Source organism: Tenacibaculum soleae (assembly GCF_030549005.1).
Lineage (GTDB): Bacteria > Bacteroidota > Bacteroidia > Flavobacteriales > Flavobacteriaceae > Polaribacter > Polaribacter soleae.
Genome location: NZ_JAUOSW010000005.1, coordinates 298,475 through 319,672 on the forward strand (window position 1 = coordinate 298,475; position 21,198 = coordinate 319,672).

At 28.0% G+C, this 21,198-nt stretch carries 16 protein-coding genes and 3 tRNA genes; 12 read left to right on the forward strand and 7 right to left on the reverse strand.

Translation table 11 applies throughout. The features are described 5' to 3' along the window. Positions 1 to 19 precede the first annotated feature (19 nt). Complete coding sequence (locus tag Q4586_RS09620) at positions 20 to 1,255, forward strand: tetratricopeptide repeat protein (RefSeq protein ID WP_303528645.1); 1,236 nt, start codon at positions 20 to 22, stop codon at positions 1,253 to 1,255. 82 nt (positions 1,256 to 1,337) lie between these two features. On the opposite strand, the gene Q4586_RS09625 is transcribed toward Q4586_RS09620, so the two are convergent. Both Q4586_RS09625 and Q4586_RS09630 read right to left on the reverse strand, forming a co-directional pair. Next, on the reverse strand, positions 1,338 to 2,108 hold the full coding sequence (locus Q4586_RS09625) for a C40 family peptidase (protein ID WP_068703623.1): 771 nt from the start codon (positions 2,106 to 2,108) through the stop codon (positions 1,338 to 1,340). A 16-nt stretch (positions 2,109 to 2,124) separates the two neighbouring features. Further along, positions 2,125 to 3,300, reverse strand: a complete 1,176-nt coding sequence (locus tag Q4586_RS09630; protein WP_068703625.1) for an acetyl-CoA C-acyltransferase — start codon at positions 3,298 to 3,300, stop codon at positions 2,125 to 2,127. Between the two features lie 105 nt (positions 3,301 to 3,405). Between Q4586_RS09630 and Q4586_RS09635 the strand changes: the two genes are divergently transcribed. From Q4586_RS09635 to Q4586_RS09650, 4 genes are all read left to right on the forward strand, one after another. After that, positions 3,406 to 5,448 carry an HD family phosphohydrolase gene (locus tag Q4586_RS09635; RefSeq protein ID WP_068703627.1) on the forward strand — a complete coding sequence of 681 codons (2,043 nt, stop codon included), beginning with the start codon at positions 3,406 to 3,408 and terminating at the stop codon, positions 5,446 to 5,448. Between the two features lie 100 nt (positions 5,449 to 5,548). Continuing rightward, positions 5,549 to 5,632, forward strand: a tRNA-Ser gene (locus Q4586_RS09640). Positions 5,633 to 5,647: 15 nt separating this feature from the next. After that, a tRNA-Pro gene (locus tag Q4586_RS09645) sits at positions 5,648 to 5,722 on the forward strand. Positions 5,723 to 5,751: 29 nt separating this feature from the next. Beyond that, positions 5,752 to 5,825: transfer RNA gene (locus Q4586_RS09650), tRNA-Arg, on the forward strand. A 152-nt stretch (positions 5,826 to 5,977) separates the two neighbouring features. On the opposite strand, the gene Q4586_RS09655 is transcribed toward Q4586_RS09650, so the two are convergent. The 4 genes from Q4586_RS09655 to Q4586_RS09670 all read right to left on the reverse strand — a co-directional run bounded on the left by Q4586_RS09655 (position 5,978) and on the right by Q4586_RS09670 (position 8,487). Next, the gene (locus tag Q4586_RS09655; protein WP_303528649.1) at positions 5,978 to 6,229 is read right to left on the reverse strand and encodes a helix-turn-helix domain-containing protein; all 252 of its coding nucleotides are present in this window, start codon (positions 6,227 to 6,229) and stop codon (positions 5,978 to 5,980) included. Positions 6,230 to 6,764: 535 nt separating this feature from the next. Beyond that, positions 6,765 to 8,015, reverse strand: coding sequence for a hypothetical protein (locus Q4586_RS09660; RefSeq protein ID WP_303528651.1), 1,251 nt, complete (start codon positions 8,013 to 8,015; stop codon positions 6,765 to 6,767). A gap of 68 nt (positions 8,016 to 8,083) precedes the next feature. Next, positions 8,084 to 8,239, reverse strand: coding sequence for a hypothetical protein (locus Q4586_RS09665; RefSeq protein WP_303528652.1), 156 nt, complete (start codon positions 8,237 to 8,239; stop codon positions 8,084 to 8,086). 74 nt (positions 8,240 to 8,313) lie between these two features. Beyond that, positions 8,314 to 8,487, reverse strand: a complete 174-nt coding sequence (locus tag Q4586_RS09670) for a hypothetical protein (RefSeq protein WP_303528653.1) — start codon at positions 8,485 to 8,487, stop codon at positions 8,314 to 8,316. A 174-nt stretch (positions 8,488 to 8,661) separates the two neighbouring features. Here Q4586_RS09670 and Q4586_RS09675 point away from each other — a divergent pair, with 174 nt between their 5' ends. The 7 genes from Q4586_RS09675 (at position 8,662) to Q4586_RS09705 (ending at position 16,330) form a co-directional block, all read left to right on the forward strand. After that, positions 8,662 to 9,345 (forward strand): RNA polymerase subunit sigma, encoded by a 684-nt coding sequence (locus Q4586_RS09675; protein ID WP_303528655.1) that lies wholly within the window; start codon positions 8,662 to 8,664, stop codon positions 9,343 to 9,345. Then, positions 9,335 to 9,679 (forward strand): hypothetical protein, encoded by a 345-nt coding sequence (locus Q4586_RS09680; RefSeq protein WP_303528657.1) that lies wholly within the window; start codon positions 9,335 to 9,337, stop codon positions 9,677 to 9,679. Before Q4586_RS09675 ends, Q4586_RS09680 begins: the two co-directional genes overlap by 11 nt. Further along, positions 9,672 to 10,457, forward strand: a complete 786-nt coding sequence (locus tag Q4586_RS09685) for an ImmA/IrrE family metallo-endopeptidase (RefSeq protein ID WP_303528659.1) — start codon at positions 9,672 to 9,674, stop codon at positions 10,455 to 10,457. Before Q4586_RS09680 ends, Q4586_RS09685 begins: the two co-directional genes overlap by 8 nt. A 165-nt stretch (positions 10,458 to 10,622) precedes the next feature. Next, on the forward strand, positions 10,623 to 12,590 hold the full coding sequence (locus Q4586_RS09690) for a tetratricopeptide repeat protein (RefSeq protein ID WP_303528661.1): 1,968 nt from the start codon (positions 10,623 to 10,625) through the stop codon (positions 12,588 to 12,590). 2 nt (positions 12,591 to 12,592) lie between these two features. Then, positions 12,593 to 12,922, forward strand: a complete 330-nt coding sequence (locus tag Q4586_RS09695) for a nucleotide pyrophosphohydrolase (protein WP_303528663.1) — start codon at positions 12,593 to 12,595, stop codon at positions 12,920 to 12,922. Further along, positions 12,919 to 14,778: a DUF2075 domain-containing protein gene (locus tag Q4586_RS09700; protein ID WP_303528665.1), complete on the forward strand. Its 1,860-nt coding sequence runs from the start codon at positions 12,919 to 12,921 to the stop codon at positions 14,776 to 14,778. The genes Q4586_RS09695 and Q4586_RS09700 overlap by 4 nt, the downstream gene beginning before the upstream one ends. Positions 14,779 to 14,824: 46 nt before the next feature. Continuing rightward, positions 14,825 to 16,330, forward strand: coding sequence for a hypothetical protein (locus tag Q4586_RS09705; RefSeq protein WP_303528666.1), 1,506 nt, complete (start codon positions 14,825 to 14,827; stop codon positions 16,328 to 16,330). 5 nt (positions 16,331 to 16,335) lie between these two features. Here the strand turns inward: Q4586_RS09705 and Q4586_RS09710 are convergent, their stop codons facing one another. After that, positions 16,336 to 20,910 carry a sacsin N-terminal ATP-binding-like domain-containing protein gene (locus Q4586_RS09710; protein ID WP_303528668.1) on the reverse strand — a complete coding sequence of 1,525 codons (4,575 nt, stop codon included), beginning with the start codon at positions 20,908 to 20,910 and terminating at the stop codon, positions 16,336 to 16,338. Between the last annotated feature and the right edge of the window lie 288 nt (positions 20,911 to 21,198).

Sequence of the window (21,198 nt, forward strand, 5' to 3'; positions counted from 1 at the left end):
AAATTAAAAAGTAACAAAAATGAAAAAACAAATACTAACCTTTTCTTTAGGATTGATGTCATTAGGATTAATGGCTCAAAAATCTGAATTAAAAGCAGCTGAAAAAGCAATAAAAAAACAAGACTTTACAACAGCTATTACAACTTTAAATAATGTTGAAGGAGCTGTAATGATGAATGGAGAAGATAAATATAAATCTAAGTTTTATTTTTTAAAAGGTAAAGCATTAGCAGCTAAAAAAGATTATAAAAACTCAGCAGTAGCTTTTAATGAGTTACTAGCAATGAAAGAAAGTAAGTACTCAGAACAAGCTAAACCTATCTTAAATCAAATGATTCAAGAGGTTTCAGATAAGGCTATAAATTTATATAATAATAAAAAAGATTATAAAAATGCAGCAGATAATTTTTATTTAACCTATGTATTAAGTCCTACAGATACTTCTTTTGTATTTAATGCGGCTGTTGCAGCTACACAAGCTAAAGAATATGATACGGCTATTAAATATTATAAAGAATTAAGATCAGTAGGTTATACAGGTATTCAAACTAAATATTACGCAACAAATAAGTTAACAGGTAAAGCGGAAGATTTAGGTTCTAAAAAAGAGAGAGATTTATTAGTAAAGTCTAAGAAATATATAAAACCTGAAAATAAAGCCTCTGAGTCAAAAACAGCTGTTATTGTAAAAAATATAGCTTTATTATTAAAAGAACAAGGTAAAACTGATGAAGCAATAGCAGCATTAGCAGAAGCAAGAAAGGCTAATCCAAAGGATTTGAATCTATTATTAAATGAAGCTGATATGTATATTAAGCTTGAAAAAATGGATAAGTTTGGGGAGTTAATGAATCAAGCAATTGCTTTAGACCCTAAAAACCCAACACTTTATTACAACTTAGGTGTTGTTAATTTTAATCAGGGTAGGGTAGAAGATGCTAAAAAATATTATGAAAAGGCAATCGAGCTAAAACCTAATTACAGTGATGCATACATGAATATAGCAGTTGTTGTTTTAGATAAAGATAAAAAGATTGTTGAAGAAATGAATAAAAATTTATCAAACTTTAAAAAGTATGATGCATTGGCATTAGAACAAAAAGAGGTTTATAAAGAAGCATTGCCTTTTTTAGAAAAAGCAGACTCTTTAAAAAGAAGCATAAGTACAGTTAAAACATTAATGAACTTGTATGAAGTTTTAGAAATGGAAGATAAAGCTACCGAGTATAGAGCTATCTATAAATCAATGAAATAAATTTAGGAAACTATATTTTGAAAATCAAAAAACCGAAACTTAAATAGTTTCGGTTTTTTTGATTTAAATAAAGATTTAAAAATTAAATATAACGCTTTATGACTCTTAATTTATGAGTGTGTTTAAGTGTGTCTATATTGTAAATACCACTATGATCTAGTTTATCAATGCGTACTTTACCATGTGCATGAATAATATTATAATCATTCATAATAATACCCACATGTGTAATGTTACCTTCATCATTGTCAAAAAAAGCTAAATCACCAGGTTCACTTTCTTCAATAAAACTTAAAACTTCGCCTTGTGTGGCTTGTTCTTTAGCATCACGAAGTAAGTTGTAGCCGCATAATTTATATACGGTTTGTGTAAAACCAGAGCAATCGATACCAAAAGGAGATTTACCTCCCCATAGATAAGGTACATTTAAAAAAAGAAAAGCAGTATCAATAATTGCTGATTTTTCTAATTTGTTACCGCATACTTTTCCGTTGTAAGTATATCTGGTATTATTTATATTAATGTTGTTGTCTTTAAGAAAAGGAAGTCTGGCTCCCATTGGAATAGTAGTTAAATTATGATTGTTGTCAGTAATAAAATCGATCAATTCACCAGCATAACTCATTTTTTCTTCGCATAAAGAAATATAAATTTCTTCTGTAATTTCCTCGTATTGTTTATTGTCAATAAAGCCTTCGTAATTATCGAAAGCTAAACGTATTTTACTCCATTTTTTAGTTTTTTTCAAAACTTCAAAATGTTCTCCAAAAACCACTTGATTTACCATTTCTGAAGGGTCAGAAGGTTCAAGCCTAAGAGGTACAATAGAAAGATTACAAATTCCGAAAGACATTAATTAAATATTTAAATTAAATTCTTTCGATTACCATGGCGCTAGCACCACCACCACCGTTACAAATACCGGCAGCACCTATTTTAGCGTTGTTCTGTTTTAGTATTGATGTTAAGGCAATGATTATTCTCGCTCCTGAAACACCTAATGGGTGTCCTAATGATACCGCTCCTCCATTTACGTTAACTTGGTCAGCAGATAATCCCAAGATTTTCATGTTTGCTAAACCAACTACAGAAAAAGCTTCGTTTAATTCAAAGTAATCTACATCATCAATTGTAACTCCAGCCTTTGCTAGTGCCTTTGGTAATGCTTTTGCAGGTGCAGTTGTAAACCATTTTGGTTCGTGAGCAGCATCAGCATACCCTTTAATTTTAGCTAAAGGAGTTAAGTTTAATTCTGCAGCTTTATCAGCAGACATTAAAACTAAGGCAGCTCCACCATCATTAATTGTAGAGGCATTTGCAGCAGTTACTGTTCCTTCTTTAGTAAATGCAGCACGTAAAGCAGGAATTTTTTCCATTTTTACGTTTTTGTATTCTTCATCTTCAGAAAAAATAATAGGTTCACCACGACGTTGAGGTATTTCTACCGGTACAATCTCATCAGAGAATTTACCTTCGCTCCATGCTTTTGATGAACGGTTGTATGATTCAATTGCAAAAGCATCTTGATCTTCTCTAGAAAAATTATATTCAGTGGCGCATTCATCAGCACAAACTCCCATTGCTACTTGCTCATAAGCGTCAACTAAACCATCTTTTTGCATCCCATCTTCCATCTTTATTGGTCCAAATTTAGACCCTGTTCTTGCATGTTGATAATGAGGAATCATACTCATGTTTTCCATACCACCAGCAACTACAATTTCAGCATCACCTAAAGCAATTGTTTGCGCTGCTAACATAATAGATTTCATACCTGAAGAGCATACTTTATTTACAGTAGTACAAGGTACAGTATTCGGAATTCCAGCAAAAATAGCAGCTTGACGAGCAGGTGCTTGTCCTACTCCAGCAGAAACTACGTTACCCATAAAAACCTCTTCAACTAATTCAGGTTTTAAATTGATTTTATCTAAAGCTCCTTTTATTGCTACGGCACCTAATTTTGGTGCAGGTATCGTTGCTAAACTTCCTAAAAAACTACCAATTGGTGTTCTTGCTACTGATACAATAACTACTTCTTTCATATATTTGGGTATATTTTGTTAAGATTTGTTTTGCGAAAATAACGATTTTATAACAAGTACTCAAATAATAGAGAAAGGTTATATTTACATTTTTAAATATATAAAATGAACGATTTTATTAATAAATTATATAAAAATAATGCAATTATTTACAAGGTGTTATTGTTTTTAATTACCGTTGTATCAATTGTATACTTGTTTCCAAAAAGTGGGAGATTTAAGTATGATTATCCACAAGGAAAACCATGGCATTATGATAATTTTTATGCACCGTTTGATTTTGCAATTCAAAAAACAGCTAAAGAAATTGAAGAAGAAACTGAAGAAATCAGATTAAATGCCAAAAAATATTTTGTTTATAACCAACAAACAGAAAAACAGGTTTTAAATTTATATAAACAAAAAATAACTCTTTTAGATTCCTTATCAACTAATGATAAAGAAATTTTAAAAAAGAAAGGGGGGCAGATTATAAAAAGGATATATAAATATGGCTTTTTAGATGATGAAAGTGTTACTAAAGCAAGGCAAGAAGAACTTGTGATTTTACGAAAAGGAAACTCTACATATGATATGTATTTTTCTAAATTAGTACAATCAAAAGATATATTAAGATACATTTCAGATAACAGTAAGAATATTGAAGTATCCATGCAAAATATACTTTTAAATAAGTTATCTGAAGTTGTTAGAGCAAATGTAACTTACGATGTAAAATATAGTGGTAAAGAATTAAACGCAGCAATAAAAAACATTTCTCATGCTAAAGGAAAAATATCTAAAGGTGAATTAATAATTTTAAAAGGTGATATTGTTGAGGGGCAAAAATTTAATGTTTTAAAATCGTACGAAACGGCCTCAAGTTCTCAAATTTGGACAAAATCTAATTATTATTGGATTGTTTTTGGGTACACTATTTTAGTTGCTTTGGCTTTATTGATGTTGTTGCTTTTTCTTCAGAAATATCGTTTCGAAATTTTTAACGACAATAATAAAGTAACCTTTATCTTTTTTAATGTTTTTTTAATGATTTTAGTCCAAACATTAGTTGTTAAATATAATTTCGAGTACTTGTATGTAGTTCCGTTAAGTATTTTGCCAATTGTATTAAAAGCTTTTTTTGATGCTAGGTTAGGTTTGTTTACGCATGTTCTTACCGTATTGTTATTGGGTTTTATAGTGCCAAATAGTTTTGAGTTTATTTATTTACATATAATAGCAGGAATTGTGACAATACTAACCGTTTCTGAGTTGTACAAAAGAGCTAGCTTATTTATGTCAATAGGCCAGATAACTTTAATTTATATGATTACTTATTTTGCATTTTCTATTTTAAAAGAAGGGAATGCAGGTAAAATAAACTGGTTGTATTTCGGGTTATTTGCTGCAAACGGGTTGTTGTCTTTTTTAGCAGTGTTCTTTATCTATTTTTATGAAAAATTGTTCGGCTTAGTTTCTGACGTAACTTTATTAGAACTTTCGAACACCAATTCAAAGTTGTTAAGAGATTTAAATGAAAAAGCACCAGGTACTTTTCAGCACTCAATGCAAGTAGCTAATTTAGCAGAAGCAGCAGCGAATGAAATAGGTGCCAATTCAATGCTGGTAAGAACCGGGGCTTTGTATCATGATATTGGTAAAATGGCAAATCCAATGTACTTTACAGAAAACCAATCAACAGGGGTAAATCCACATAATGATTTATCACCTAAAGACAGCGCAAAAATAATTTTAGATCATGTAATTAATGGAATTGAAATCGCTAAAAAGCACAAATTACCAGACCGAATTATTGATTTTATAAGAACACACCATGGAACAAATGTTACGTATTATTTTTATAAAAAAGAATTAGAAAGTAATCTTGAGGTAGATATTAAAAAGTTTCAATATCAAGGGCCAATTCCGTTTTCAAAAGAAACAGCTATTTTGATGATGTGTGATGCGGCAGAGGCAGCTTCTAAAAGTTTAAAAAATCCTACAGCTCAATCAGTCGATAATTTAATAGATAAGATTATTGAGAAACAAAAAAATGACAATCAGTTTACAAATTCAGATATCACGTTTAGAGAAATAGAAAAAATAAAAAAAATTATTAAGAATAAGTTAATGAGTATCTATCACTTACGAGTTGAGTACCCAGATTAGGGTAATTTTTTTAAAAAAATACTTGTGAAAACTCTTAAGTCGTTGTATATTTGCACTCGCAATTTAAAACTCTTATTTATTAAGTAGTTTAACAATTCAAGGAGAGGTGCCAGAGTGGTAATGGAGCAGATTGCTAATCTGTCGACGGGTGACTGTCGCCAGGGTTCGAGTCCCTGTCTCTCCGCAATTAAATTGCACTCGGGGTGTAGCGTAGCCCGGTCATCGCGCCTCGTTTGGGACGAGGAGGTCGCAGGTTCGAATCCTGCCACCCCGACACTGTTTTCGTAGAAACATAAAAACTACGGGCTCGTAGCTCAGCTGGATAGAGCACCTCCCTTCTAAGGAGGCGGTCATAGGTTCGAATCCTATCGGGCTCACTTAAAGTCTTCTTAACCTATTGGTTTTGAAGGCTTTTTTGTTTTTTTTAAATATTATTACATTAATTGGTACGATAATTGGTACGATTATGATTTTGTAAGTATCTATTATAAGAAAAAATAACTATCGTACTGCAAGAACTATCAAGTAGTTAATTTTCAATATCAAAAAACTCTTTTAAAGGAATTTCCATTGCTTTTGATAAAATAGTAATTGTAGAGATATTTGGGGTAACTATTCCTTTTTCTATTTTATATAGATATTGACGATCTTTTAAAACCAATTCCGAAAGTTCAGTCTGGGTTAAACCTAACTGATTTCTTAAAAATCTAATTCTTTCTCCAATGAGAATTGGAGTATTTTTTTTTATTTTTTTTATTTGATTTTCAGTTAGTGATTCCACGACCACTAAAATGTAACTAACTTATGGTTATTATGTAATCTTAAAATACTACATTTGTGTAAATAATTTTGTTACCATAGTCGGAACTAACTGAAAAAGGACTTTAAAAAGAAGTAGGTGAAACTAAAAATAAAAAATATGCTTTTTTTCTTACCGCTAATAATTGTGATTATATCTTTAATTTTTGGTTATTTCTTTTGGAAAAGTTCTAGAGAAAATTATGGTTATAACGTATTTAATATTGGAGTTATACTTCGGTTAGTTATTAGTATATTGATTTGTTTCTTATCTATAGAATTAGGTTTAATTGTTTTAAGTATATGCTTAATATGGAACTTTGTGGCTGTGTATAAAAATACTTCATTTTTTAATGCATTACTTTTTTTATTACTATTTCAACCAGCAGCACTTCTTTTTGCTTTCTGGATTTTAAATAGAAAGTGGGATTAAGTAAAAATTATATTTTAAGAGAAAGAATTCACGTTTTTAAATGTTCCTCATAAAATATAATTCATCCAAAAAATAATTTATTCTATTATCTCTTTTCATTCTTTCCTTTCACTAAAACCTCGTACAACTTATATTTCCAATAATCTTTTGCTTTAATATCTGAATCATCTATCAATAAATCAACCTTATTCATCAGATCAAGAAGTTCATAAAAAGTACTTACATTTTCTTTTTCTAAAATTAATTGAACTTCTTTTTTGTAATTTTCTCTAAACTCCTTTTGTTGGGCATTTTTTACTTTTATATAAAGAGCTTTCTTTAATTCTTCAGGTGACTCTGATTTTTTTATTAACTCTATATCTTTGTACATCTCTTGGGTAAAATCATCAATTGCATCTGATAAACCACTTAATAAAAGCCATACTTTCTTAACACCAACTCTATGAGAAAAATTAATGATTTTAGCATTAATATCTGGTTTTATAGATATTACTTTATCATTAGAATAAGAAATACTGAAAAGACCATTAAACTTTACTGCTTCTCTTTTTATTTCATCATTTACCAATTCTAATTCAAAACCAACTTTCAAATCTTTACCTATTGATTTATAACTATTCCTTCTAAAAACAACTCTAACATCTGATTCACTAACACTACAATATCTAACATCATAAATATCTTTGGATGACTTAGAAAGTTTGTGTAATGAAATAAGAGCTACAAAAACAGAGAAATTAATATTGTAATTTTTATAACTTTCAACTGAGGTTATTGCTCTAACAAAATAATTACTCTTAGAATCTTTAAGCATTCTAAATTGCTTTTTAAGTTCACCTCTCTTGTTATTTTCTTCAATAAAATCTAAACTTTTTTTAATAAATTCTTCGTATTCATTATCGTAACAATAATTGAGAAATTTATCTGCGTGGTAAATCTTATCTAAATAATCTGATTTAACAGAATACTTTGTTATTCCTTTTACTATGTCAGAACCAATCATTTTTCTTATGGCTTCATCTTCTATTTCAGAAATTTCAATGACAGCATTTTTTTTGTCTAACAATCCATTACATTTTACGTTTTTTAGTTCAGAATGAATATCAAACTTTAAAAATTTTTTATCCATTGCCAAAACTGTACTTACCAATTTATTGGCACCGCTAATTTGTATAACTTCATCCTTAATCTTATCGATTGACATATTTTCATATAACTCTTCATAATAAGGGCTTCCTTCAATTAGTTTTAGAACATTTTTTACTAAAACCCCATTATCGTTTATTTGTATATCTGTGCGATAGAAATTTTCTCTTTTCCCAACTTCTTGACTCATTGTATTATTAATTTTAAATTATTTAATAGATAGCTCCTGAATTAAGAGGCTATCAGTTTTATTAACCTCTATTCTGAGGCTTTGATTAAAGATGCTACACTTGAAACAACAAATAAAATAGCAATGCTAAAAGTGATTGCTTGAGCAATATCACCTTTAACATTAATACATTTGTTTTTTCTGCATAAACTCACTTTATCTTTTGAAAAAGTAATGTTATTCATAAACATATATTTTAAATTACATTTCTTAATTTACGACCAAGAAATTTAGACGAATCCATTTTTAAGCTGTATTATCACTTTTCTTTTCTAATGCCTTTGAAAGGTTTATCATCAGACTGTTTAACATCCATAAATCGTCCAGAATCTTTATCTCTTTTGATCCATTTACCAATCTTTGGATTAAACACTTGAGAACGTTTTTTAACAGCACCTATTCTACTGTTATCATTTGGCGGATTTGTAGCCATAACTTTATGGTTTATATTAATATTACTTTCTCCACATCACGGTCGGAGAAACTTAACCGAATATATTTAGTATAGTTTTTTGATTTCATGCTCTATTATTTATACATTTGAATATTAAGCGTATACTTCTCGCTAACATACTAATTCCGTTAGGTAACGCTTTTTGGTATATAGATGAAAAAAGAAACTGAAAAAGAAATTGATTTTACAAATGTGTTAAGTACGGAGTTACTTGAATACATTTCATGGAAAAATGATTTTCCAAACGAAGCTGAAAAAGCCTTTATTGAATTTTGTTCACGATTTGAAACAATAATGATAAAAAAAGCTGAAGTGTATTCCTCACGGTTTAACTATAGTGAAATTGTTGCTCTTGAAATAGCTCATTGCACTTTCAATAGAGTATGGAGGTATGCAAAATCTTTTAATCTAAAGAAGATTAATTCGAAAACACATGAAAAAGGAATCGTTAAGTGGTTAACAAGAATTCTTTACACTCAATTAGTTGTTTTAAAAGATAAAAACACTTGTATAGAGCCAAGTGAGGAAGAGGATTTAGCAGTTATAGAAAATCTTGATGACCTTACAAATTTTACATCTACTGAAAATCCAGAGGCGAAAAGAGAACTTAGAATGAGACTTGAAATTTTAGAAGGCGCATTTAATGGTATATCTTCCAAGCATAAAATTATATACCTCACATACAAAGCTTATAAACAACAAGGAAAAAATATTCCTCGTTCAGTTTCTAAAAAACTAAGAGAACAATTAGATTTAACTCAAAACTCGGTTAGAGTTTATAAAAATGAAGCTTATTCTCATATTGACAATTACTTAAAACAATTAAATGGCAATTAGTAAAAAGCATAAAGGAAAAATCGACAATTCTAACTTAAATGATTGGCTCACTTCGCTTGGGTTTTTATATCCAATTATCGACTTACATTTGGATAGATTTGATAAACTGTTTGAAGATTATCCATACAAATTATCAAATGCCACTATAGATGCAAAAGCAATCATTAATGGAACATATAAATCTGAGACTAAAATATTAAGTTTTAAAAAATTTGATTTAGATAACGATATTGGTGAACTAAAGATGGTAGCAAGAAAAGGACAATCTGGATTGCCTCAGCATATCATTGATAAAATGATAGCTAAACATAAGAAGAAACCTAACAATGACTAAATGGTCTCACATTAAAAGTTTAGCTGAATTTATTGCTTTACAGTATGATATAAAAACAACTCCATTGGAAAAAATAATTGAAGATGAAGGACTAAATGTGTTTTATGATAATTATGGTAAAAATACATTTGATGGAATGACTTTCTTTGATGCTGGTTGTTTTTACATTCATATTAATTTAGATATGGGCAATAAAAAAGATTCAGATAGAGGTAGGTTTACATTAGCTCATGAAATGGGACATTATTTTATTGATGCACATAGGATAGGGTTAAAGAATGGGTTATTAGAACCTCATCAATCTAAAACAAATAAAAGTCAATTTAATAAAATAGAAAGACAAGCTGATTATTTTGCTAGTTGTTTACTTATGCCTGAAGAGAGATATGCTAAAGATATTTTTAAGAAAAAATTTAATTTTGAATTGATTGAATATTTAAGAACTCAATACAAAGTCAGTAGGACTGCTTGTGCATTTAGATATTCTGATATTGGGCATCATCCCTTAATGATAGTTTTCGCTAAGAACAATAGAATTAAATGGAAGCATTATAGTGATGATTTTCCATATAAACATTTAATAAATGACGATATAGTTCCAGAAGAAACGATCATGGGTGAGTATTTCAAAAACATTAAAATAGAAATTTTCAAGAGTGATAAAGTCTGGGCTATTGATTGCTTCAAGTTTGTCAGAAATGAAGACCTTCAGAAAACATTTTATGAACACTGTATAACATATAAATGTTCTGCTTTAAGTATTTTTTGGGAAGATTAATTTTTCCAATAATAAAAGCAAAATGACACCTATGTTAAAATATTCTTTAAAATAAAGCTGAATTTCTAAGCTGAAATTTTATAGATCATTTTTTTAGAAGTAAATTTGAATTACAGTATATTCCGTTTTAAAAAGAGATCTAAAAGCAGAAGAAAAAAAAGTACAATGACAATAATTCATCAATTAAACGATTTTATTTATACTCTTTTTCCAAATATTGAGAAAAACAAAGAGAGCTTGAAAATTGAATTAGAAAAGTTTTATTCAGTTGGTAATATTAAGCCAATTATAAAATTTAAGGATAATTTTGTAGAAATAACAATCGATAATATTAAGATTGAATCGGAAAGCAAAGATTATCAGAAATTAATCTCTCTTTGTGAAAAATCTAATTTTGAAGAAGCTAAAATTTTAGCGGAAAAATTACTGGAATTAAATTCTGAAAATTCAGAATATCATAGAATTCATGGTCAAATCTGCTCTGAATTAGGAAACCAAGAAGAAGCAATAAATTCCTTAATATATTCATTAAGATGGAATTCTAAAAACGAATGGGCATTATTGATGATGGGTAATATTTTAGCAAAATATCAAAATGATATTGAAACTGCTATGAAATATTATGATCAAGTATTAGTACTAAAACCTAACGATTGCATTACTCTAAATAATATTGGAGCTAATTTAATGCACTTAGGTAATAAAAAAGAAGCGCTGGTTTATTTTAATAGAGCTTTAAAATCCGACAATAATTATCCTAACACATATTATGGTCTTGGTTTAGTAGCGTATGAAGATGAAGATTACAAAAAAGCCTTTGAATTAACTTTAACAGCTATTTCAAAAATAAAGAAGCAAGCTGACAAACAACTTTATTCTAGTTCTTTTAATTTAGCAATTGATTCGGCAACTAAATTAAATTCAACTTCGAGCTCCAATAAAATAGTAGAGGAGTATACTGCAAAACTTTCTTATTTATCTGAAAAAGAAATAAAAGTTGAGGTTGATGAGTCTATTATGCCTACTGCCAAAATTGAGTTTGCTGAAAATTACAATAGAAATTATCATTTGATAAAACACAAGTCAAATTATATTGGTGTAAATCATTTGATTTTACATGAATTAGCTCATTTAGAATTAGTATTAGAAGCAAGGGAAGAAGGATTAAATGAACTGTTTACAAGCAATGACACTAATAAATCTCTTTTTATTTCTAAGTTTAATAAGGATATTTTAAAGTTAAAGAAAAAAGGAGTCTCTGAAGAAAATATTAATAATTATTTTACAGCTCTTTTTAATGGAATAAATAGTCAAATTTTTAATACTCCAATAGACTTATTTATAGAAGATAGAATCTACAAAAACTGGGACGAGATAAAACCAACACAGTTTTTGTCACTATTATCTTTAATACAAGAAGGTATTCAAGCAACCACAGATAAAAACATCGTTGATAATACTCCTAAAAGTATTCTTTCTATATCTAAAATCTTCAATTTAATAAACGCTTTACATTTCAAAGAATTATATAAAGTAGATTTATTAGATCAATTTAATCCAACTAAGAATGAATTAAGCAGAGCAAATGAAATGTATTCAGAGTTTAAAGAATATAGGTTTGATAAAGCACCTGCTGAAGAATATGAACTTATAAAACATTGGGGAGAAGATTTAAATCTTGATGATTATTACGAATTAGTGCCAGAATCTGAATACAGAAATAAAACTATAGATTCTGTTATGGATGAAATTCAAAATGATCCTTTAGGATTAAATAGTAATAATCCTGAAAATGAGCGTAAAATGAAAAAGTTTCTCGAAGAGAATTCTTCAGAGGAAATAAATACTGCTGTTGCAATGTACATGAGTGATGCTTTAAAATACTTTAAACCATTATCTAAAGAAACAATTAAAAAAATAGCTTTTGAAATAGCAACGATTGGAACACAGGGAATAGATCCTAATGAAAATAACTACTGTATACCTTCAATTGAAAATAGTAGTTTTTCTGGATATAAAACTTTAGCTTATTACTATGTAAGTTGGGCATTAGCTATTCCAGAAATGCTACAACAATTACAAATGCCTTTTGATAAAGAATATGAATTAGCAACTAAATTTTTAAAGTTCTAAATATGGGAGATATAGAAAAAATAACAACGGAGTTATTAAAATTTAGAAACGAAAGAGATTGGGAACAATTCCATAATCCAAAAGATTTAGCATTAGCTATAAATATTGAAGCAGGAGAGCTTTTAGAGGAGTTTTTATGGAAAAAACACCAAGATGCAAAAATAGATAATATAAAAGAAGAATTGGCAGATGTCTTTGCTTATGCATTTCTACTTGCTGAAAAATTTGATTTTGATGTTAAAGAAATTGTTTTAGAAAAAATTAAAAAAAATAGTGAGAAATATCCTGTTTCAAAAGCAAAAGGAACTTCGAAAAAGTATACAGAATTATGATAATATATAATAAAACCAAAATCGAATTCAGTAATGATATTTTGTCTAACGATATTGGGAATATAGTTACAAAACATATTTTTGAGAAAACAGGAAATAAAGTGTCTCCAAACGAAATAAGGTCTTTTCAGAACTCCTTAAGTTATATGGAAAGAGTTGTTAGTGACCCAGAGATACCAGTTGATTGTGGTATCTCCATAGAATATCATTTACCACAAACTTCTAAACGTGTGGATTTTATTATTACGGGCAAGGACGCTGAAAAGGAAAATGTTATTATAATTGAGCTGAAGCAGTGGCAAAAAGCAGAATTAACCAAAAAAGATGGTATTGTTAAAACACGTTTTCAACATGGTGAGTCTGAAACAAGTCATCCTTCTTATCAGGCTTGGTCGTATTCAGCGCTTTTATCTTCTTTTAATGCGACAGTGGACGAAGAATCTATTTCTCTTTATCCTTGTGCTTATTTGCACAATTATGATCCTGATGAAAATATTACCAATGATTTCTATTCATATTATTTAAAGAAAGCTCCTGTTTTTCTTAAACCTGATGCTATTAAATTAAGAGCATTTATTAAGACATACATAAAGCAAGGTGATGATTCAAACATCATGTTTAGAATTGATAATGGTAAAATTAAACCTACTAAAAGTCTTGCCGATAGTCTAAAAAACATGATTAAAGGTAATATGGAGTTTGTAATGATAGATGACCAAAAGGTTGTTTACGAAACGGCTTTGCAGTTAGCTTTAAACTCTAACGAGGAGAATAAAAATGTATTAATTGTTGAAGGAGGGCCTGGGACTGGGAAATCGGTTGTTGCCATAAATCTTCTTGTAGAGCTAAATAGAAGAGGTAAAATGTCTCAATACGTAACAAAAACTTCTGCACCAAGAGATGTTTTTCTTGAGAAATTGAGAGGAACAAAGAGAATGATAGAATTACGTAGCCTATTTTTAGGCTCTGGTTCTTTTACTCGTGTTCCAGAAAATACTATCAATACTCTAATTATAGATGAAGCTCATAGATTGATGAAAAAAAATAGGTATGACGCTCAATCTTATGATCAAATTCAAGAACTTTTAAAAGCGAGTTTAAGTTCTGTATTTTTTATAGACGCAAACCAAAAAGTTTCGACAGCAGATTATGGTGAGATACATTTAATTGAACAATTTGCAAGTGAACTTGGTATTAAAGTGCATAGATTAAAATTAGAATCTCAATTTAGATGCAACGGTTCTGATGGATATTTAGCTTGGTTAGATAATATTTTAAAAATAAGAGAAACTGCTAATTATGATTTTGAATCATTAGATTACGAATTTGATTTTAAAGTTTTTGATACACCTAAAGCTCTTCAAAATGAAATTTATGAAAAGAATAAAATAAACAATAAAGCTCGTTTAGTTGCAGGATATTGTTGGGATTGGGTGAGTGATAAAAGTCCAGATTTATATGATTTTAATGCTGATGAGTTTGGTTTTGATATGAAGTGGAATATGAGGGATTATGGTGGTAAATGGATTATTGAACCAGAATCTGTTACAGAAATTGGTTGTATTCATACAGCACAAGGATTAGAACTTGATTACGTAGGTGTAATAATTGGAGACGATTTAATAATTCGTGACGGTGAAGTTTTGGTAAATCCTTCAGCTCGTTCTAAAATGGATAGAACGCTTTTTGGATGGAAAAAGGGTATGAGAGAGAATTCTGAACACTGGAAGCCACTAATTAAAGCTATTATTAAAAATACCTATAGAACATTAATGACAAGAGGTATGAAAGGTTGTTATATTTATTGTACTGATCCAGAAACTAACAGTTATTTTAGGGAAGCTCTGAATAGTTAATAAAGTTATGAAGGTTAAAGTGTTATTTTTAGTTAAAAATTAAATTATGGGATTATCACATATTGAAATTGACGCTTTTGAGAATAATTTGATTGAAGGAAAAGTTTATAATTCACCTGTAAGAATTATTATAGATCCAACTTCGACCTTTGGGAGTAAAGCAAAAGTTAGTGCTTTAAAGAATAATCTACTCAGTTTTAATAAGTGTATTTTCAATAGTGAAGTTTCAATAACTACATCAGAAAAAGTTATAGGAATACCACAAATATCGTTTAGAGGTTGCTATATTGATTCTTTTAGTACAGGACTTATTACTAAGAATATTCATTTATCTTTTTTCAGTTGCTATAATAAGCATTTTACAAGTGCCCAAACTCCACAAATAAATTTAGATATAAGAAACAGTTTAGGAAGTTACTTTATAGAAAATTTAAAAAAATTAAATGTTTCTTTTACGAAAGAAAATATTTTTCCTGAACTATGGAAAACTATTTTTAAAGTTGAGAAAAATATTTTTAAAATAAAAACATCATTTAATATAAATTCTTGTGAGCAGGTTAACTTTTTTTCTAATTTATTTAATATTGATAATTTAACCAAGAGAGGTTTGATTAGAAGGAGAGAAGAGATGATATCCAATTACAAGATATCTTATATTCCTTCTGAAAAAGAATTAGAGTTATTAAATCTAAATATTAGTTTAAATTTTAAGACCTCAATTGCTTACGATACTGCCTTAATCAAGAATTTAAGACTTAATACTCTAACCTTAAAAGGTAATCCTTCAGAAATAGTTAAAATTGAAGAGTCAAAAATTAACGAAATATTTGTTCATAATTTTTCTCCACAAAATGAATTTAAATTTTATCAAATTGAACCTATTAATAAAGAAGGTAAATTTGAAATTCATGAATCGAATTTAGAGAATACTTGGTTTGACAATGTACAATTAGATCAATATAAATTAGTCTCATTTTTTAAATCCTCATTATCTAATATTAAATTTACTTCTACAACATTTCCGAAAACAAGTACCAATTTTAAGAGTTTCCAATCATTAGAAAATATTCATTATCCAAATCAAAAGAAAGATTTTTATTACAAAGACCAGTATGAAATTTTTCTTCAATTAAGAATGGCATTACTTAAAACAGGTAATACTTATGAAGCTCAAAAAATGAAAAGTATTTCCTACAATGCATTAAATAATGTAAGTGATGTAAGCCGATTAGATAAAGCTATTTTATTTCTAAATAAATTAACCAATAGACATGGAATTTCACCATTCAGAGCTTTATTTTTATTGATTCCTATTTCAATTTTTATCTATTTACTTTATTTAAATTCACTAAACTTACTATTTGGAGAATCTATTAATTGGAATTTGGTAGCAAACTATTTTTCCTTTTTAGATATTACTCATAAAAGTAATTTTATGGTTTCTAAAGATCTATTGCAACCTTTTTCGATAGTTTTAGATTTTACAAACAAAATAGTTTTAGGTTATTTAATTTATCAATTTATTTCTGGATTTAGAAAATTTGGAAAATAATATTATTATTCTATTTTTAACGTTATTAAATAATCTGCAGGAGTTGCATAAAACAGACTATTATTTTCAAAATCAATATCTTGCCTAAAATAATCTTGAAGAATATGAATTTCTTCTCCCATTACTAAAGCTATTTCATAATCCTTACCTCGTCTAAAACCTTCTTCTTTTTCAGATTTACTTAAATGAAAGTTAGAGCCATTAAATGATTTTACTTCTAAATATTTCCAATTATTGCTATTCACAGTTTTGTATCGAATGTCATAGTGTTTCGTGTCAGATTTGTCAGAAGTATTGGAAAAACTAGAAACCCATTTAACATCTTCTATCTCTTTGCTTTCTAATAAAGAATTAAAAACTCTTTCTTCAGCTTTTCTACCTGCTTTTTTATTACGATTTATATCTTTCTTGCTATGATTCCAACTCCCAGATCTACCATTAGAATTAGATAATTTTGGAATAACCTTTTTTGTACTACTAAAGATTAATTGTCCAGTCAATTTCTCCGATGGATTTTCTTCGGAATCTTCATCAGCTTTATTTTTAAGTACCGCTATTTCTCTAACAGTATCTTCATTTCCATTAAAATATAGTAAACTCCTTAATTCTGCATTTTCTAAATCAACCTCTTCTAAATTATTATCTTTTAAAATTTTTATGTATTGTGGTTTAATTGTAATTTGAAACTTGTTACTAGTATTTATTTCTATATCTAATTCTCTTTTTACCACATTCTTTAATATATAAAGATAATCAACTTTTAACTCAAATTTTTTTTGATGAAAAATCTTTTGTATTTTTTCTGAATTATGTAAGTTTCCATAAATTTCTTGATATAAAATAAGGTGTTTCTGATTGCTTATATCTTTGTTTAATTTTTTCCATAAGCAGGAGTTGAAAAAGTTCTCATAATCCATTAAGGTGGTTTCAAAACGGCTTAAGTGATAAGCTAAAATTCCTTGAGAATCTCTAGAGAATATTTCAGTTAGTGGAATATCCAAATTATCTACTAAACTATTTAAAAACGAAATTCCTTTTTCATTATCTAAGTTTTGATAATCAATATTTTTATGCTTTTTAGAAATGTTAAAATTTAAATCTTTTAGAATCAATTCATTTAATTCATCACTGTCTTTAATGAAATTAGAGAAAGATAAACTTTTATTTTTATAAATTTTTGACCAAAAATTAATTTCATCTTTAGAAACACCTAATAATTCCAAGGCTATATTATAATAGTCATTTAATGACTTTATATTAATTAAATACTTTGTGTCCAATAATTTTTTTTTGTCTTTAAAAATTACTCTGTAATCATCTTTATGCTCATTTACTTTAAAAAGCATACATAGTATTTCTGAAAAAGCTTCACAAATGTTAGGTGTATCTTTTATGATATCAAGACTTGTATTTTCTTGAACACATAGATAGTATCCTTTGCCATTTTCTTTCGGAAGTACTTCACCAGATAATAATTGTTTTTCATCACCTTCTTTAATAATATAGGTTAATGAGGAAACAATACTTATTTCAACATTTTTCAGTTCATCAGATTCAGTTTTTAAATTAGATTTTTTTATTGAGCTTATACGATAAGTTAAAATATAGGGTTTAATTTTTGAGAACCATTCTTGAAATTCATCAGATATATTACTTTCTTGAATGGAGTCTGACTTAATCTTTATATCGATTTCTTTAAATGTTTTTATACCAAAAAATCTTGATATTTGAGTTTCACCAAGTCTTGTTGGGAAATCAAATACCCAAAATTCTTCAGATATTTTAGATGGTAGGGTAGCGTTATCACTATAATATACGTTATCCAGTTCGATGAATTCTTTCTTACCCTTTCTTTTCGCTAAAAGTCTGTAGTCTTTTTTATATTTAGAGAAATCTAAAGTATCTTTCGATTTGAAGAATTTAAATGCCAAGTCGTATAATTTTCTAACGTCTTTCTTTTCTAAGTCTATTTTGGATAGTCTATTTAAGATTTCATATACATCTTTAGGTTCTAAATCGTTAAAGGAAATACTAATATTTAATTGATTTAAAATTGGAGTAATTTTGTCCTTTTGGATATCCAATTCTATAAAGATTTGATGATCAAAATCAATAGAGTTATACCCAAGTTCTTTAGCAAAATCAAGATCAACTATAAACTTAGAGTCAAGTTTTTTAAGATAAAGTTCTTTTATTTGATAATAGATAAAAGATGGGTTGTTGTATACGGGTGTTACTTTATTGTAGTATGAATAACTAAAAGTATTGTTGTGGTTATTTATTTCTAATTGATCTGATAAATTTGAATCTATAATAAGCCATGCTATTAATACTTCTAAACTAAAACTTGAATTTGAACAAATCTTTTCAAAATTGGTGATTTCAAGTACTGAATATTTTTTATGAGAGTTGTTTTCAGGAGACCCTATTTTACTAAAAACAAAGTCAGTGTAATTATCATTTTGATCTCTATTCAACTCTTCATATTTAGAGTTGATTTTAGTAATTCTATTAACACCTAGCCAGCTAAAAAAGTTTTCTAAATACTCATATCCACCTTCTTCTAGTTGCCAAAAATCATTGCCAACTAAATAATCTTGATCAATTAGAATATCTTTAAAAACAATTGAAGTTGATACTCCAGAATGATAGTCACTTCCTAAATATAGATCTTTTGCCGATACTAAATCTAGATTTTTATTCAATAAAGGTATATTTTGACTAATAGTATTTCTTCTCAGTGGATTCTCTTGATAAATTGAAAAGAGTGATTCAACTAAGCCAATGGCAATATCATTACGCTTTTCATTTTCAGCATCTTTCATTTGATTATCTGCGGAAGAAACTATATTTCTAATTACATCCGTAATATCATTAGAGCCAATATTTACTATTTTGGATATAATTTTTTTTAAAGGTCTAGATTTATCTTCTGTTCCATTCCAAATATTGGTGATTTCGTCGTTAAAAACTTTTAACAGCTCTTCTAGTAAATCGCTAGACATAAAAGCAATATCTACATATTCTTGTATTTTATAAGCTTCAATATGTTCTTTTTTTATTGTGAAGACTTGAGTTTTTTCGGTAAAGGAAATCTCTTTTTTTCCAATAAGTAGAGGTAACTTTATTTCTGAATTATGAATTCTTATAAAAGAGTCAGCCGTTAGAATTTTAATTAATAATGCTCTTTGAGTAACCTTTGGAATCCTATCTTTTATTAGATTCATTATTTCTAACCAACCGTCAAAAGTATATTCTTGATTCGTATTTACTTTAGCATTTATATCAATTGGAATTAAGAGATTTGAAAAGTGTTTTTGTAGATCATTACTGATTACCCATTCTGAAAGTTCATTACCATAATATATTGCTTCTTCTAATTTACAATAATATCCATCTACACATGGGTAAATTTCTAACGTATTTCTTAATTTTTCTAAATCTTGATAAAATTTCACTAATTGAATATTATCACTCATTCTTTTAGGAGACAAAAACTCGTAAGCTCTCCAGTCACTAGTTTCACTTATAATTTTACTTTCAGCTATTTTTCCAATTCCTTTTGCTATCTCTGATAATAAATCTTCATTTTCTTTAGAGGGATTTAAATAGTTTCTAGAAGGATCTAAATCAAAAGTGGCATGAATTAAAAATGGAAGATGAGTATATTCTTGCGTTGGGAAGTATGTGAATAATTCTGATTTTAGATCACTTAAATTATCTTGCCAAGCAATTTTATAATTAAAATATTGGTCTTTGTCATTTACTGTTTTATAAAATACTTCTCCAGAATCTTCAATGTTCCATGTTGAATCATTAATTGTTATCTTATTAAGATCTTCATTGTTTGTTCTAATAATGTTTTTTGTCAAAAGACCTGAACTGTCAATAATATTAATGCCATCTATGTGGTTTAAAAACAATAAGATTTCTGGTGCTAATAATCTTAATTGCTCTTCGATTTTTTCTATAATTTTCTGACCATCAACCTCTTCTTTAAAAATCAATTCTATAGTAGTCTCAAATTGTGAATTTTCTTCGTTTGGATATACTCTGGGAATTGAAAGTATGGCGAAAGGTACTTCGTTATCTCTTAAACGATTTTGATTATTGAGAATTAATTCTTCTTGAAAATTTATTGGTAGTTTTTTAAATTCTTCTTTTGCTATCTTTTCGGAAAAAACAACCACTTCTTTCTTTGTTCTAATTTTTACTTCAGATACCCAATTTAAAATAGAACGAAACCCTAAACCTTTATTACCTATAAATTCTTTTTTCTTACTTGATGTACTAGCAACCATTAAAGAAGCTATACCTTCTTCTACAGTGAATGGAGTCCCGTTATTAGAAATAGATAGTGTGTGATTTTCTCTATCTAAATTTATGCGAACAATATCGGTGTTTGCGTCATCTGCATTTTGTAGCATCTCAAAAACCTGTCTACCATTGTAAGACTTTGTTGTACCTTTTTCTGTTCTAAAATCTGCTTCAATTCTACTTATATGTTTATAGGTATTGTAATTTGCATTAATTAAGTTTTGGATATCTTCAGTAAATTTTCTTTTTTCTTTTTCTTGCATTTCTTTTTGCTTCTAAAATAGTAAAATGATTTGGTATTATATTACATAATTACTTATTAATAAAAACTAGAATTATCTCCATAGTTAATTTGTTATAAGTCTTTTCTTTATCAATAAACCCTTACCTATAGAACAATAAAAATAATAATTATGGAACAAAGAGATTATAGCAATGAGTTAATTTCCAGAATGATTAGCGATGGATGTCAGCTATTATTTATCTGGATGCGAACAAGACGAAATGTCTTACATTAAATAAAGCAAACCAACCTATTTAGGTTGGTTTAT

Coding starts and splice junctions, on each gene's coding strand:
- Q4586_RS09620 (WP_303528645.1), top strand. CDS start 20: ATGAAAAAACAAATACTAACCTTTTCTTTAGGATTGATGTCATTAGGA.
- Q4586_RS09625 (WP_068703623.1), bottom strand. CDS start 2,108: ATGTCTTTCGGAATTTGTAATCTTTCTATTGTACCTCTTAGGCTTGAA.
- Q4586_RS09630 (WP_068703625.1), bottom strand. CDS start 3,300: ATGAAAGAAGTAGTTATTGTATCAGTAGCAAGAACACCAATTGGTAGT.
- Q4586_RS09635 (WP_068703627.1), top strand. CDS start 3,406: ATGAACGATTTTATTAATAAATTATATAAAAATAATGCAATTATTTAC.
- Q4586_RS09660 (WP_303528651.1), bottom strand. CDS start 8,015: ATGAGTCAAGAAGTTGGGAAAAGAGAAAATTTCTATCGCACAGATATA.
- Q4586_RS09665 (WP_303528652.1), bottom strand. CDS start 8,239: ATGAATAACATTACTTTTTCAAAAGATAAAGTGAGTTTATGCAGAAAA.
- Q4586_RS09670 (WP_303528653.1), bottom strand. CDS start 8,487: ATGGCTACAAATCCGCCAAATGATAACAGTAGAATAGGTGCTGTTAAA.
- Q4586_RS09675 (WP_303528655.1), top strand. CDS start 8,662: ATGAAAAAAGAAACTGAAAAAGAAATTGATTTTACAAATGTGTTAAGT.
- Q4586_RS09680 (WP_303528657.1), top strand. CDS start 9,335: ATGGCAATTAGTAAAAAGCATAAAGGAAAAATCGACAATTCTAACTTA.
- Q4586_RS09685 (WP_303528659.1), top strand. CDS start 9,672: ATGACTAAATGGTCTCACATTAAAAGTTTAGCTGAATTTATTGCTTTA.
- Q4586_RS09690 (WP_303528661.1), top strand. CDS start 10,623: ATGACAATAATTCATCAATTAAACGATTTTATTTATACTCTTTTTCCA.
- Q4586_RS09695 (WP_303528663.1), top strand. CDS start 12,593: ATGGGAGATATAGAAAAAATAACAACGGAGTTATTAAAATTTAGAAAC.
- Q4586_RS09700 (WP_303528665.1), top strand. CDS start 12,919: ATGATAATATATAATAAAACCAAAATCGAATTCAGTAATGATATTTTG.
- Q4586_RS09705 (WP_303528666.1), top strand. CDS start 14,825: ATGGGATTATCACATATTGAAATTGACGCTTTTGAGAATAATTTGATT.
- Q4586_RS09710 (WP_303528668.1), bottom strand. CDS start 20,910: ATGCAAGAAAAAGAAAAAAGAAAATTTACTGAAGATATCCAAAACTTA.